The sequence below is a fragment of the Ferrovibrio sp. GW821-FHT12E11 genome (genome assembly GCF_058806975.1).
The window spans coordinates 1,217,268-1,230,815 of record NZ_JBXAQG010000001.1; the positions used below are offsets into that span (position 1 = coordinate 1,217,268).

Genomic DNA, 13,548 nt, shown 5'->3' on the forward strand with positions numbered 1-13,548 from the left:
ACTTGCTGAAGGGGCGAGGAAAAATCCGGGGCAGTATCGACCCGCCCAGTATTGTCAGGCAAGCCGCACCAATCGGGCGGACCAATTTACCCGAACAGCCGCAGTGCTTCCGCCGCCGCCTGGCGGCCCGAAAGCCAGGCGCCGGTGGCCGAGCCGGTCCAGTCGACCGACGCAAAGGCCTCGCCGGCAAACAGCACACGGGCGCGGCCGGTGGCGCTGGTGAGCGCGCGGCCGGCATTGCGGCGCGCGGTGGCGAAGCCAGGCCGCGTGCAGGCGATGGCGCCGCGACTCCACGGATCCCTGCCCCAGCCTGACGCCACGCCTTTGACGAAACGGCGGTCCAGCGCCTCGCCGAACATGGCTTTCAGCTGCAGCCGCGCCGCGGCAATCATCGCCGCATCGCCCTGGGCCTCCAGCTCGCGCGCATAGTCGCCGCCGACGGTGGCCACCGCCAGCGGCAGGCCCTGCGCGTTGATGCGGAAACTCATGCCGCGGGTGCCGCTGATGCGCGGCAGCGCCTGGGTGTTGGCCGGCGCCTCGAAGCTGCCGGCTTCATACTGCAGGGCAATGCGATCGAGCAGACCCATGGACAGGCGGCCGAGCGCATCGCGCTGGCCCTGGGGCAGGCCGGGCTGGAAGACGATGCTCTCGCGCGCATTCAGCAGGCCCACCGGCACGGTGACGATGCAGGCCTCGGCTCGCACCTGGCCCTCGGCGGTGGCGACCACCACATGATCGCCGCTCCAGTCGATCCGCACGACGGGGCGGTTGAGGAAAACCGGCAGGCCCTCGGCATATTGCGTCAGCCAGGGCCCGAAGCCGCTGTTGAACCAAGCGTCATTCCCGGTGCCGGCCAGCCGCGGCGCGTCCAGCGCCGCCACCGCGCTGTATTCGATGCCGATATGCAGCGGGCCGGCGAGCGCCCGCGCCGTGTCAGCCCATTTGCCATCGACCTTGACCCGGCTGGCCAGGGTGACATCGCTGCGCAGCGTGCGGGCATCGAGCAGCGCATCGTCCAGCCGGTCATAGGCAAAGCCGAGGATATCGTAGTCATGCTCGTCGGCGTCGCGGCCGCCATCGAACAGCCAGTAGTCGCCGTCATCGGCCTGCAGGCGGATGTCGCGGCGCCGCAGTTCCGCCACCAGCGGATTGATATCGGCCGACCGCAGCAGATGCGCGCCGAGATCGACCCGGATGCCGGATGCCAGCGGCTCGGTCCAGATGCGGCCGCCGATACGCTCGCGCGCCTCCAGCACCACGGCCGTGCGCTGCCGCTCCTGCAGGGCACGCGCCGCGCTCAATCCTGCGAGGCCGGCGCCGACGATCACCACATCGGCCTCGGTCGGCAGCGCCGTGGCCGACAGCGCCCGCGGCAGCAGGGCCGCGGCCGTGCCGGTGAGCAATGCCTGCCGTCGCGTCAGCTTCGTCATGCCGCCATTATGCCGCGAAGCTTGGCTGTCAGGATGATTTTTTGCAGGTTGATTCGCACAAAATCGTCAGGGCTGTCGCGCGTTCCGCGAGACGAGGGCCACGCATGAAATCTCCACTGGTGCGTTCAGCGCAAGATCATCGCCACCGACGCTGCCAGCGCCAGACCCATCGCGATATTGAAACCGCGCTGGCGGCGCGGATCGCGCAGCAGCCGCTGCGCCGCCGCGCCGAAGGCGAGCCAGACGAGACTGCTGGGCAGCGCCGCGCTGACAAAGACCAGCGTGAAGATCGTCGCGCGCAGCAGCGCGGACTCGGCCTCGCCCGGCAGATAGGTGGCGACCGCGCCGGCCGAGACCAGCCAGGCTTTCGGATTGACCCATTGCAGCAAGGCCGCGCCCAGGAAGCCGGTCGGGCGCGGCGGCGCGGCACCGCCGCTCTCGCCGACCGGGGCGGTGGCGATCTTCCAGGCGAGCCAGAGCAGGAAGGCCGCACCGAGCCAGCGCACCGCCTGCATCACCTGCGGATGCTGCAGCACCAGCGCGCCGAAACCGTAGGCCGCCAGGAATATCATCGATCCCATGCCGGCACCGATGCCGAACAGGCAGGGTAGGCCGCGCAGCAGCCCGACCTGCATGCCGGTGGCGGTCAGCAGCACGTTGCTGGGGCCCGGCGTGATCGCGGCGATCAGGGAAAACAGAAAAAACGCGGCAACCTGCTCATGGTTCATGCCGCCAGTTCAGCACGGCCGGCCGCACGGGTCTGGAAGATTTGTGCAGCCCGGCGGTCAGGTGGAAGATTCAGGCCGTGCGGAAGGGATGCGCGGTGAAGACGCCGATGACATTCAGCGAGGAGCTGAAATAAGCCAGTTCCTGCAGCGCCAGATCGACGCTGCGCTGGGCCGGGTGGCCCTCGATCTCGGCGTAGAATTCCGCCACCTTGAACCCGTCGGACAGGTAGCTTTCCAGCTTCACCACGTTGACGCCGTTGGTGGCGAAACCACCCAGTGCCTTGTAGAGCGCCGCCGGCACGCTGCGCACCCGGAACATGATGGCGGTCAGGCTGCCCTTCGCCTGCGGATCGGGATCGCGGCGCTGGCGCTCCAGCTTAATGAAGCGCGTGGTGTTGGTGCTGTTATCCTCGATATCGGGACGCAGCACCTGCAGGCCATACAGCTCTCCCGCGATGGTGGAGGCGATGGCCGCTTCCTCCGCGCTGTTGCGCGCCGCCACATCCTTGGCCGAACCGGCCGTGTCGCTGGCGACGATCGCTTCCAGGCCGAGTTCCTTGATGACCTTGCGGCACTGCGACAGGCCCTGCACATGGCTGTAGACGCGCTTCACGCTCTTGAGCGAGGCGGCCTTGGGCGCCAGCAGCTGGTGCCGCACCCGCAGGAAATGTTCCGCCGTGATGAACAGGCCGCCCTCGGGCAGCAGCTGGTGAATGTCGGCCACGCGGCCGGCAGTGGAATTCTCGATCGGGATCAGGCCGCAGGCCGCCTTACCCTCGCGCACGGCCGCAAAGGCATCCTCGAAACTCGGGCAGGGCAGCGGCACCAGATCGGGCAGCGCCTCGCGGCAGGCCAGATGCGAATAGGCGCCCGGCGCACCCTGAAAGGCCACGACCTTGGCGGGATCGGTGGCTTCCGTGGCGATGGTGGCGACAGGCGACATGAGGGACTCGATTTCTGCAGGATTAACGGGGTTATTTCGGCTGCATGACCGCGCGGATACGCGCGAGATCGGCCGGAGTATCGACACCGAGCGGAAGCGTGTCAACGACGGCTGCCGCGATGCTCATGCCGTTTTCCAGCGCGCGCAGCTGCTCCAGCTTTTCGCGCTGCTCCAGCGGCGAGGGCTGCAGCGACACGAAGCGCTCCAGCGCCGCGCGGCGATAGGCGTAGATGCCGATATGGTGCCACAGCGGGCCCTCGCCCGACGGCACCGGACGGCGGCTGAAATAAAGCGCACGTCCGACCGTCTGTCCCGGTGCCAGACTGAGCACGGCCTTCACCACATTGGGGTCGTCGATCTCGTGCTTCTCCACGATCGGCGTGGCGAGCGTGGCGATGTCGATGGCGGCATCGGACAGCGGCGTCAGCACCTTGGCAATGACGCCGGGGTCGATGGCCGGCAGGTCGCCCTGGAAATTGACGATGGCGTCATGGCGACGGTCCGGATCGAGCAGGGTCAGCGCCTCGAAGATGCGGTCGGAGCCGGACGGGTGGTTCGGATCGGTCATCACGGCTTCGCCGCCATGGGCCCGGATCGCCTCGGCGATGGCGGCGTCGCCGCAGGCCACGGCGACACGGGCAAAGCCGGCTTCCTGGGCCCGGCGCAGGCAATGCACGATCATCGGCAGGCCATGGATATCGGCCAGCGGCTTGTCGGGCAGCCGGGTGGAGGCGAGCCGCGACGGGATCAGCACGATGGGGTTTTTCGGCAGGTGACTCTCTGGGGCCGCGGTCATTTCTTAAGCCTTGAAAAAGCAGCGAGATCGGACAGGGCCGGTGCGGCACTTCGCCGCAGCCGCAGTGGCCGCCGGCCCCAGACCTGCGGATATATACGGGTTGCGAACGGGTCGGGGAAGCCGCTAATCTCCCGGCGATTTTCGGGCGGTTTCGGCCACTTGGCCAGAGCCGTCCCTCCGCGGTCCCCAGGAGCCTTCCGATGGATAGTTTTGAGATTAACAAGATTGCCGGTGCGGTGCTGTTCTGCCTGCTGATCATCATGGGCGTGCACCAGGTCGGCAACATGGTCGTCCATCCGAAGAAACTGGCTGAAGCCGCCTACAAGATCGACGTGCCGGAAGAAGCCCCGGCCGGCGGCGCGCCCGCCGCCGCGCAAGAAGCCGATCCGCCGGTCGCCGGCCTGCTGGCAGCCGCCAGCGTCGACAACGGCAAGAAGGCCTTTGGCAAATGCGCCGCCTGCCATGGCGTCGACAAGGGTGGCCCGGCCAAGGTCGGCCCGAACCTGTTCGACATCGTGCAGGCCCCGAAGGGCCATATGGCCGGCTTCGCCTATTCCGACGGCCTGAAGAAGACCGAGGGCGCCTGGACCTACGACAACCTCTACACCTTCCTGAAGAACCCCAAGGCCTATGCGCCCGGCACCAAGATGGCCTTCGCCGGCGCCAAGAGCCCGAAGGAGCGCGCCGATCTGATCGCCTATCTGCGCAGCCTGTCGGATAGCCCGAAGCCGCTGCCGTAAGGCATTTCCATTGACCATCGAACAAGGCCGGGAGCGTCGCCATGTCTGACATCCCGGCCTTTTTCATGCGCGCCGACGAGCTGGTGCGCTTTGGTGGCCAGCTCGCCGATCTGGCCGGCGCCGCCATCCGGCCGCATTACCGCCAGCGCCTGGACGTGGAAGCCAAGGGCGACAATTCACCGGTGACAGTGGCCGACCGCGCCGCCGAAGCGGCGATGCGCCAGGCCATCGAGCAGGCCTATCCCGACCATGGCATCTATGGCGAGGAATATGGCCATGCCCGGCCGGACGCGCCCTGGCAGTGGATCCTGGATCCCATCGACGGCACCAAGAGTTTCGTTACCGGCCTGCCGATCTTCGGCACGCTGATTGCGCTGACCTACGAGAATCGCCCGGTGCTGGGCGTGATCGACCAGCCGATCACCGGCGACCGCTGGACCGGTAGCCTGCAGGGCCTCACCACCTTCAACGGCAAGCCGGTGCGGGCCAATCCGGGCACCGATATCGGCAAGGCCGCCGTGGCCACCACCTCGGTGGGCCTGTTCAACGCGGCCGAACACGACGCCTTCGAGCGGCTGCGCCGGGCCTGCTGGCTCAACCGCCTGTCCGGTGACTGTATTGTGTACGGCCTGATCGCCTCGGGCTTCGTCGATATCGTGGTGGAAAGCCGCGTGCAGCCCTATGATTATGCCGCCCTGATCCCGGTAGTGACCGGGGCTGGCGGCGTGATCACCGACTGGGAGGGCCGGCCGCTGGATACTGTCAGCCCGGCCCGCGTCCTGGCCGCCGCCAACCCGGCGCTGCACCAGGCCGCCATGCAGTATCTGTCGGGGACGTGACAACATCGTGGGAGTGACCTGATGCGAAACCTGCTGCTGCCTGCCCTTCTCGCTCTCTCGCTCGCAGCCCCGTCTTTCGCCCAGACTCCCGCCGTCAAGACCAGCCATGCGCTCACGCTCGGCGATGCGCCGAAATACCCGGCCGGCTTCACCCAGCTCGATTACGTGAATGCCGCAGCCCCCAAGGGCGGCGAACTGAAGCTGTCCACGCCTGGCGGCTTCGACAGCCTCAACCCCTTCATCCCGAAAGGCGACGAGGCCCCCGGCCTCGGCATGGTCTATGAAACCCTGATGACCACGCCACCCGACGACGACCTGTCGGAATACGGCCTGATCGCCGAGACGGTGGACGTCCCCGACGACCTGAGCTGGATCGTCTTCAACCTGCGCGCCGAGGCGAAATGGCCCGATGGCAAGCCGATCAGCGCCGAGGATGTGGCCTGGAGCTTCGACCAGATCAAGGCCAATGGCGAACCGATGTACCAGTATTACTACAGCAATGTGCAGAAGCCCGAGGTGCTGGGCCCGCGCAAGGTGAAATTCCATTTCTCCGGCCCGAAGAACCGCGAGCTGCCGCAGATCATGGGCCAACTGCCGGTGCTGCAGAAGGCGCAGTGGGAAAAGCGCGGCTTCGACAAGGTGACGCTGGACAAATGGGAAGGCTCCGGCCCCTACCGCATCGACAGCGTCGAGCCCAACCGCACCATCACCTATGCGCGCCGCGCCGACTGGTGGGGCAAGGACCTGGCCATCAACAAGGGCCGCTACAATTTCGACCGCATCCGTTACGACGTCTATCGCGACCAGACCGTGGCGCGCGAGGCCTTCAAGTCGGGCCAGTATGATTTCCGCAGCGAGAACAGCGCGCGCGAATGGGCGGTCTTCTACGACTTCCCGGCCATCAGCCAGGGCCTGGTGAAGAAGGAAGAAGTGAAACATGAGCGGCCGGGCGGCATCGGCGGCTTCGTGTTCAACCTGCGCCGCGAGAAGCTGCAGGATGCCCGCGTGCGCCAGGCGCTGGCACTGGCCTGGGACTTCGAGTGGTACAACAAGAATATGGCCTACGGGGCCTATTATCATCCAAGCAGCTATTTCGATAATTCCGAATTCGCTGCCCGCGGCGAGCCTTCGGCGGACGAGCTGAAGCTGCTGGAGCCACTGCGCGACAAGCTGCCCAAGGAAGTCTTCGGCCCGGCATGGCGCGCTCCGGCCTCCGATGGCAGCGGTCAGGACCGCAAGAACCTGCGCGAGGCCACGCAACTGCTGAAAGCTGCCGGCTGGGAGATCAAGAACGGCAAGCTGGTCAACCCGAAGGGCGAGCCGCTGGTGCTGGAACTGCTGCTGCAGGATGCCACCTATGAACGCATGGGCGGTCCCTGGGTGCAGAGCCTGCAGCGTCTGGGCATCACGCTCACCATGCGTACGGTCGACAGCGCGCAGTATGTGAACCGCACGCGCAGCTTCGATTTCGACATTGTCTATTCCGGCTGGGCGCAGTCGAATTCGCCCGGCAACGAGCAGCGCAGCTTCTTTTCCAGCGCCGCCGCCGACAATCCCGGCGGCCGCAACATCGCCGGCATCAAGAACCCCGCCATCGATGCGCTGATCGATGCCGTGGCCGCGGCGCCGTCGCGCGCAGCCCTGATCCCCACCGTGCGCGCGCTTGACCGCGCGCTCACCTGGAACTGGTATATCGCACCGACGCTTGGCTACAACGCCTCCCGCATCGCCTACTGGGACAAGTTCGGCAAGCCCGAAAAATACCCCAAGAACGGCGTTGACTTCATGGCCTGGTGGATCGATCCCGCCAAGGCCGCCAAACTGCCTGCCAATCGCTCCCAGTAAGAAAGACGCGAATCCCGATGACCTGGCTGAAGCCCGTTACGCTGGAAGACAGCGCCGTTGCCCTGGTGCCGCTGAGCCATGAGCATCACGATGCGCTGGTCGAGGCGGTGCAGGACGGCGAGCTGTGGACCCTGTGGTACACGCTGATCCCGACGCCGGACAAGATGACCGCGGAGATCGACCGCCGACTGGGCCTGGCCGAGAAAGGCTCGATGCTGCCATTCACCGTGATCGACAAGACGCAGGGCAAGCCGGTGGGCATGACCACCTACATGAATGTGGATGCCGCCAACCGCCGCGTCGAGATCGGCTCGACCTGGTATCGCAAGAGCGTGCAGCGCAGTGCGCTCAACACGCGATGCAAATTGCTGCTGCTGACTTATGCGTTTGAGACACTGGATTGCATCGCGGTCGAGTTCCGCACGCATTTCTTCAACCAGCAGAGCCGCGAGGCCATCGCCAAGCTGGGCGCGAAGCAGGACGGCATCCTGCGCAATCACCAGATCGCTGGCAACGGCACGATGCGCGACACCGTGGTGTTCAGCATCCTGCCGAATGAGTGGCCGGCCGTGAAAACCCATCTGCGCCATCGCCTGAAACTCGCCGAGGGCCAGCCTGCGTGAGGGCGGCGCCGCTCCTCGGTCTGGCTTTACTGCTGCTGAGCGGCGCGATTTCCGCGCAGCCGCGCCATGGCCTCTCGGCCTTTGGCGAACTGAAATACCCGGCCGGCTTCCGGCATTACGACTACGTCAATCCCGATGCGCCCAAGGGCGGCGAGCTGCGCAGCTGGCAGCTCAACGGCTTCGACAACCTGCATCCGCTGATCCTGAAGGGCGTACTGGCGCAGAATCTGGGCCTCACCTTCCAGGGCCTGATGACCCGGGCCGTCGACGAGCCCGACGCGATTTATGGCGACCTGGCCGAAAGCGCCGAACTGGCGCCCGACCGCAGCTGGGCCGCCTTCACCATCCATCCTCAGGCGCGCTGGCATGACGGCAGACCGATCACGGCTGAAGACGTAGTCTTCACCATGGAGAATGCCCAGCGCGATGGGCACCCGCTGTATCAGCTGACGCTCCGCGATGTGGAAAGCGTGACGGCGGAAGGCCCGCGCCGGGTGCTGTTCCGCTTCAAGGATACCGAAAGCCGCCGCGACCTGCCGCTGATCGTGGCGCAGTTGCCGATCCTGCCCAAGGCCTGGTTCCAGGGTCGCGATTTCGCCGCGCCGACCATAACGCCGATCACCGGTTCCGGCCCCTATCGTATTGGTCGCATCGATGCCGGCCGCACGTTGGTGTTCGAACGGGTGAAGGACTGGTGGGCGAAAGACCTGGGCGTCAACCGCGGCCGCTACAATTTCGACATCGTGCGCGAGGATTACTACCGCGACCGCGATATCGCGCTGGAAGCGTTTTTCGCCGGCGAATACGACTTCCGCGAAGAGATCATCGCCCGCGCCTGGGCCACGCAGTATCAAGGCAAGCCGGCCTTCGACCAGGGCCGCATCAAGCGCGAGGTGCTGCGAGACGAGACGCCGTCCGGCGTGCAGGCCTGGTTCCTCAACAGCCGCAAGCCGCATCTGAAAGATGCCCGCGTGCGCGAAGCGATCAATCTGGCCTACGATTACGAATGGGCCAACAAGACGCTGTTCTACAGCCTGTACAAGCGCACACGCTCGATGTTCGAGAATTCCGACCTGGCCGCTACCGGCCTGCCATCGGCCGCCGAGCTGAAACTGCTGGAACCGTTCCGCGACCGCGTGCAGCCGGAGGTATTCTCAAAAGAATTCCAGCCGCCGGTCAGCGATGGTTCGGGCCGCAACCGCGCCAACCTGAAGCGGGCCCAGGAACTGTTGAAGGAAGCGGGCTGGCGCGTCGAGGCCGGCAAGCTGGTGGATGCCAGGGGCAAACCCTTCGAACTGGAATTCCTGCTCTACGAGCCGAGCTTCCAGCGCCTGATCAATCCTTTCGCCCGCAACCTGGAAATGATCGGCATCACCGTGTCGATCCGCGTCGTCGATGTCTCGGGCTTCGAGAACCGCATGCGCAAGTTCGATTTCGACGTGATCGGCCGCCGCTTTGCCCAGCCGCTGACACCCGGCGTCGAACAGCGCAACTTCTGGACCTCGCGCTCGGCCGCCACGGTGGGCAGCTTCAACTATTCCGGCATCGACGACCCGGTGGTCGACGACTTGGTCGAGCATATCGTTTCCGCCCGCAGCCGCGACGAAATGCGCGCCGCCACCAGGGCGCTGGACCGGGTGCTGATGTGGGGCTGGTATGTGGTGCCGAACTGGTACAGCGGCACGGTAAAGCTGGGCTACTGGGACCGGTTTGCCCGCCCGGCCCGCAAACCGGCCTATGATGTCGGCCTGATCGAGACCTGGTGGATCGATCCGGTGAAAGACAAGGCATTGAACCTGGCGCGCCAGAGATGACACACTAGGCCCGACATGCTCGCTTATATCCTCCGCCGCCTGCTGCTGATCGTACCGACCCTGTTCGGCATCATCCTGATCAACTTTGTCGTGGTGCAGTTCGCGCCCGGCGGCCCGGTCGAGCAGGTGATCGCCCAGGTCACCGGCACGGCCGCTGATGTCACCGCCCGGGTCTCGGGCGCCACCGGCGGCGAAGCCGGACCGGGCGCTGGCGCCTTCGCCCAGGCCGGCGACACCAGCAGCCGCTATCGCGGCGCCCAGGGCCTGGACCCGGAATTCATCAAGCGCATCGAGAAGCAGTTCGGCTTCGACAAGCCGGCCCATGAGCGCTTCCTGCTGATGCTGGGGCAGTATCTGCGGCTCGATTTCGGCAAGAGCTATTTCAAGGACCGGCCGGTGATCGAGCTGATTATCGAAAAGCTGCCGGTCTCGATCTCGCTCGGATTATGGACCTCGCTGCTGGTCTACCTGATCTCGATCCCACTCGGCATCGCCAAGGCCATGCGCGACGGCAGCCGCTTTGATATCTGGACCTCGGCCGCCATCGTGATCGGCGAGGCCATCCCGGGCTTCCTGTTCGCCGTGCTGCTGGTGGTGCTGTTTGCCGGCGGCAGCTTCCTGCAATGGTTCCCCCTGCGCGGCCTGACCTCGGACAACTGGGCGCAGCTCAGCCTGCTGGGCAAGGTGCTGGACTACTTCTGGCATCTGGTGCTGCCGGTGCTGGCCATGGTGATCGGCGGCTTCGCCAGCCTGACCATGCTGACCAAGAATTCCTTCATGGAAGAGATCAACAAGCTCTATGTGCTGACCGCACGCGCCAAGGGCCTGACCCAGAACCGCGTGCTGTATGGCCATGTCTTCCGCAACGCCATGCTGATCGTCATCGCCGGCTTCCCCGCCGCCTTCATCGGCATCCTGTTCACCTCCTCCCTGCTGATCGAGGTGATTTTCTCGCTGGATGGTCTGGGGCTGCTCGGCTTCGAGGCGGCGCTGAAGCGCGACTATCCGATCATGTTCGGCTCCCTGTTCATCTTCACCCTGCTCGGCCTGGTGGTCGGACTGATTTCCGACCTGATGTACATGCTGGTCGACCCGCGCATCGATTTCGAAAGCCGGCAGGCATGAGGGCGCCGGCATGACGCTCTCGCCGCTGACCGCCCGGCGCCTGCGCAACTTCCGCGCCAACAAGCGCGGTTTCTGGTCGCTGTGGATCTTCCTGTTCCTGTTCGTGCTCAGCCTCGGCGCCGAGCTGATCGCCAACGATTCGCCCTTCCTGCTGCGCTATGACGGGCAATTCTATTTCCCGGCCTTCAAGGCCTATCCCGAAACCACCTTCGGCGGCGATTTCGAGACCGAGGCGAAATACCGCGACGCCTTCGTGCAAGACCTGGTCAAGGAGAAGGACGGCTGGATGCTGTGGCCGCCGATCCGCTACAGCTACCGCACCATCAATTACGATCTCGGCCGCCCGGCCCCGGCGCCGCCGTCGAAAGAAAACCTGCTCGGCACCGACGATCAGGGCCGCGACGTGCTGGCCCGCCTGATCTACGGCTTCCGCATCAGCGTGCTGTTCGGCCTGGTGCTGACCGTCCTCAGTTCGGTGATCGGCGTGACCGCCGGCGCGGTCCAGGGGTATTTCGGCGGCAAGACCGATCTGCTGTTCCAGCGCTTCATCGAAATCTGGTCGGGCCTGCCCACACTTTACCTGCTGATTATCCTGGCCTCGATCGTGCAGCCGAACTTCTGGTGGCTGCTCGGCATCATGCTGCTGTTCTCATGGATGGCGCTGGTCGGCGTGGTGCGCGCGGAATTCCTGCGCGCCCGCAACTTCGGCTATGTGCGCGCCGCTCGCGCGCTCGGCGTCTCCGATGCCGGCATCATGTTCCGCCATCTGCTGCCCAATGCCATGGTGGCGACGCTGACCATGCTGCCCTTCATCCTGAACGGCTCGATCACCACCCTGACCGCGCTCGACTTCCTCGGCTTCGGCCTGCCGCCTGGCTCGCCCTCGCTGGGTGAACTGCTGGCCCAGGGCAAGACCAATATCCAGGCGCCCTGGCTCGGCATCACCGCCTTCATGACCCTGGCGGTGATGCTCAGCCTGCTCATCTTCATCGGCGAAGCGGTGCGCGACGCCTTCGATCCGCGGAAGATTTTCCGATGAGCGAGCTTTTGCTCCAGATTGAGAACCTGCAGGTCCGCTTCGGCGAGGGTACCCGTGCCGTCGACGCCGTGCGCGGCGTGAGTTTCGACCTGCGTCGCGGCGAGACTCTCGCGCTGGTGGGCGAGAGCGGTTCGGGCAAGTCAGTGACGGCCCTGTCGGTCCTGCAACTGCTGCCCTATCCGCTGGCCAGCCATCCGGCGGGCAACATCCGTTTCAAGGGCGAGGACCTGGTCCGTGCGCCGGAGCCGGTGCTGCGCCGCATCCGCGGCAACCGCATCGCCATGGTGTTCCAGGAGCCGATGACCTCGCTCAACCCGGTGCACACCATCGAGCGCCAGGTCAACGAGGTGCTGACCCTGCACAAGGGCCTGAGCACCGCCCAGGCCCGCGCCCGCACGCTGGAACTATTGCGCCTGGTCGGCCTGCCAGATGCCGAAAAGCGGCTCGGCGCCTATCCGCACCAGTTGTCGGGCGGTCAGCGGCAGCGCGTGATGATCGCCATGGCCCTGGCCAACGAACCCGACATCCTGATCGCCGACGAACCGACCACGGCGCTGGACGTCACAATCCAGGCGCAGATCCTGAAGCTGCTGAAAGAGCTGCAGGTCAAGCTCGGCATGGCGCTGCTGCTCATCACCCACGACCTCAATATCGTGCGCAATGTGGCCGACCGCGTCTGCGTGATGACCGACGGGCTGATCGTCGAGGCCGGCCCGGTGGCGCAGGTCTTCGGCCAGCCGAGCCACGCCTATACGAAAAAGCTGCTGGCGGCCGAGCCGCGCGGCATTGCCGTGGTCGCCGCGCTGGATGCGCCGGTCGTGGCCGAGACGAAAGACCTGAAGGTCTGGTTCCCGATTACCGCTGGCCTGCTCCGCCGCACCGTCGGCCATATCAAGGCCGTGGATGGCATCAGCCTGCAGGTCCGCGCCGGCGAAACGCTAGGCGTGGTCGGCGAAAGCGGCTCGGGCAAGTCGACGCTGGCCTATGCGCTGCTGCGGCTGCAGAAAAGCCGGGGCGAAATCCGCTTCCAGGGCGAGACGCTGCAGGGCAAAAGCTGGAGCGAGATGCGTGCCTTGCGCCGGCAGATGCAGATCGTGTTCCAGGACCCGTTCGACTCACTGTCGCCGCGGCTCTCGGTGTTCCACATCATCGCCGAAGGCCTGCAGGTGCATGGTATTGGCGCTTCCGACGCCGAGCGCCGCGCCATGGTGGCCGCGGCGCTGACCGAAGTCGGCCTCGATCCTGCCACCATGGACCGTTATCCGCATGAATTCTCCGGCGGCCAGCGCCAGCGCATCGCCATTGCCCGCGCCATGGTGCTGAAGCCGAAATTCGTCGTGCTGGACGAGCCGACCTCGGCGCTCGACATGAGCGTGCAGGCGCAGATCGTCGACCTGCTGCGCGATCTTCAGGAAAAGCACGGCCTCGCCTATCTGTTCATCAGCCACGACCTGCGTGTGGTCCGCGCGCTGGCCGACCGCGTCATGGTGATGAAGGACGGCAGGGTGGTGGAGGAAAATACCGCCAAGCAGATCTTCGAGGCGCCGCAGACCGACTATACCAAGGCGCTGATCGCCGCCGCCTTCGAGATCGCCGTGCATCACGAGACGGCGGTGCGCAGCTGAT

At 65.8% G+C, this 13,548-nt stretch carries 12 protein-coding genes; 8 read left to right on the top strand and 4 right to left on the bottom strand.

The annotated features are described in order from the left end of the window. Positions 1-86 precede the first annotated feature (86 nt). From AC1ROT_RS06045 to AC1ROT_RS06060, 4 genes are all read right to left on the bottom strand, one after another. Complete coding sequence (locus tag AC1ROT_RS06045; protein ID WP_492997775.1) at positions 87-1,430, bottom strand: flavin monoamine oxidase family protein; 1,344 nt, start codon at positions 1,428-1,430, stop codon at positions 87-89. A 125-nt stretch (positions 1,431-1,555) separates the two neighbouring features. Continuing rightward, the gene (locus tag AC1ROT_RS06050) at positions 1,556-2,158 is read right to left on the bottom strand and encodes a LysE family translocator (protein WP_492997776.1); all 603 of its coding nucleotides are present in this window, start codon (positions 2,156-2,158) and stop codon (positions 1,556-1,558) included. 70 nt (positions 2,159-2,228) lie between these two features. Continuing rightward, positions 2,229-3,101 carry a prephenate dehydratase gene (locus AC1ROT_RS06055; RefSeq protein WP_492969566.1) on the bottom strand — a complete coding sequence of 291 codons (873 nt, stop codon included), beginning with the start codon at positions 3,099-3,101 and terminating at the stop codon, positions 2,229-2,231. 31 nt (positions 3,102-3,132) lie between these two features. Further along, positions 3,133-3,897 carry a 3-deoxy-manno-octulosonate cytidylyltransferase gene (locus AC1ROT_RS06060; protein WP_492997777.1) on the bottom strand — a complete coding sequence of 255 codons (765 nt, stop codon included), beginning with the start codon at positions 3,895-3,897 and terminating at the stop codon, positions 3,133-3,135. 200 nt (positions 3,898-4,097) lie between these two features. On the opposite strand from AC1ROT_RS06060, the gene AC1ROT_RS06065 reads away from it, so the two are divergent. From AC1ROT_RS06065 to AC1ROT_RS06100, 8 genes are read left to right on the top strand one after another with little or no spacing between them, the layout of a single operon-like run. Continuing rightward, positions 4,098-4,637, top strand: coding sequence for a c-type cytochrome (locus AC1ROT_RS06065; protein WP_492969564.1), 540 nt, complete (start codon positions 4,098-4,100; stop codon positions 4,635-4,637). 41 nt (positions 4,638-4,678) lie between these two features. After that, positions 4,679-5,476, top strand: a complete 798-nt coding sequence (hisN, locus tag AC1ROT_RS06070) for a histidinol-phosphatase (protein ID WP_492997778.1) — start codon at positions 4,679-4,681, stop codon at positions 5,474-5,476. Positions 5,477-5,497: 21 nt separating this feature from the next. Continuing rightward, positions 5,498-7,321, top strand: coding sequence for an extracellular solute-binding protein (locus AC1ROT_RS06075; RefSeq protein ID WP_492997780.1), 1,824 nt, complete (start codon positions 5,498-5,500; stop codon positions 7,319-7,321). Positions 7,322-7,338: 17 nt separating this feature from the next. After that, entirely contained in the window at positions 7,339-7,944 is a 606-nt protein-coding gene (locus tag AC1ROT_RS06080; RefSeq protein WP_492997781.1) for a GNAT family N-acetyltransferase, read from the top strand. Continuing rightward, positions 7,941-9,758: an extracellular solute-binding protein gene (locus AC1ROT_RS06085; protein ID WP_492969560.1), complete on the top strand. Its 1,818-nt coding sequence runs from the start codon at positions 7,941-7,943 to the stop codon at positions 9,756-9,758. Before AC1ROT_RS06080 ends, AC1ROT_RS06085 begins: the two co-directional genes overlap by 4 nt. A 15-nt stretch (positions 9,759-9,773) precedes the next feature. Continuing rightward, complete coding sequence (locus AC1ROT_RS06090) at positions 9,774-10,883, top strand: microcin C ABC transporter permease YejB (RefSeq protein WP_492997783.1); 1,110 nt, start codon at positions 9,774-9,776, stop codon at positions 10,881-10,883. A gap of 10 nt (positions 10,884-10,893) precedes the next feature. Next, entirely contained in the window at positions 10,894-11,922 is a 1,029-nt protein-coding gene (locus tag AC1ROT_RS06095) for an ABC transporter permease (RefSeq protein WP_492969557.1), read from the top strand. Further along, the gene (locus AC1ROT_RS06100; RefSeq protein ID WP_492997784.1) at positions 11,919-13,547 is read left to right on the top strand and encodes an ABC transporter ATP-binding protein; all 1,629 of its coding nucleotides are present in this window, start codon (positions 11,919-11,921) and stop codon (positions 13,545-13,547) included. Before AC1ROT_RS06095 ends, AC1ROT_RS06100 begins: the two co-directional genes overlap by 4 nt. Position 13,548 lies beyond the last annotated feature (1 nt).

Bases quoted from the DNA above. Each gene is read 5' to 3' on its own strand.
- AC1ROT_RS06045 (WP_492997775.1), bottom strand. From the start codon at position 1,430: ATGACGAAGCTGACGCGACGGCAGGCATTGCTCACCGGCACGGCCGCG.
- AC1ROT_RS06050 (WP_492997776.1), bottom strand. From the start codon at position 2,158: ATGAACCATGAGCAGGTTGCCGCGTTTTTTCTGTTTTCCCTGATCGCC.
- AC1ROT_RS06055 (WP_492969566.1), bottom strand. From the start codon at position 3,101: ATGTCGCCTGTCGCCACCATCGCCACGGAAGCCACCGATCCCGCCAAG.
- AC1ROT_RS06060 (WP_492997777.1), bottom strand. From the start codon at position 3,897: ATGACCGCGGCCCCAGAGAGTCACCTGCCGAAAAACCCCATCGTGCTG.
- AC1ROT_RS06065 (WP_492969564.1), top strand. From the start codon at position 4,098: ATGGATAGTTTTGAGATTAACAAGATTGCCGGTGCGGTGCTGTTCTGC.
- hisN (WP_492997778.1), top strand. From the start codon at position 4,679: ATGTCTGACATCCCGGCCTTTTTCATGCGCGCCGACGAGCTGGTGCGC.
- AC1ROT_RS06075 (WP_492997780.1), top strand. From the start codon at position 5,498: ATGCGAAACCTGCTGCTGCCTGCCCTTCTCGCTCTCTCGCTCGCAGCC.
- AC1ROT_RS06080 (WP_492997781.1), top strand. From the start codon at position 7,339: ATGACCTGGCTGAAGCCCGTTACGCTGGAAGACAGCGCCGTTGCCCTG.
- AC1ROT_RS06090 (WP_492997783.1), top strand. From the start codon at position 9,774: ATGCTCGCTTATATCCTCCGCCGCCTGCTGCTGATCGTACCGACCCTG.
- AC1ROT_RS06095 (WP_492969557.1), top strand. From the start codon at position 10,894: ATGACGCTCTCGCCGCTGACCGCCCGGCGCCTGCGCAACTTCCGCGCC.
- AC1ROT_RS06100 (WP_492997784.1), top strand. From the start codon at position 11,919: ATGAGCGAGCTTTTGCTCCAGATTGAGAACCTGCAGGTCCGCTTCGGC.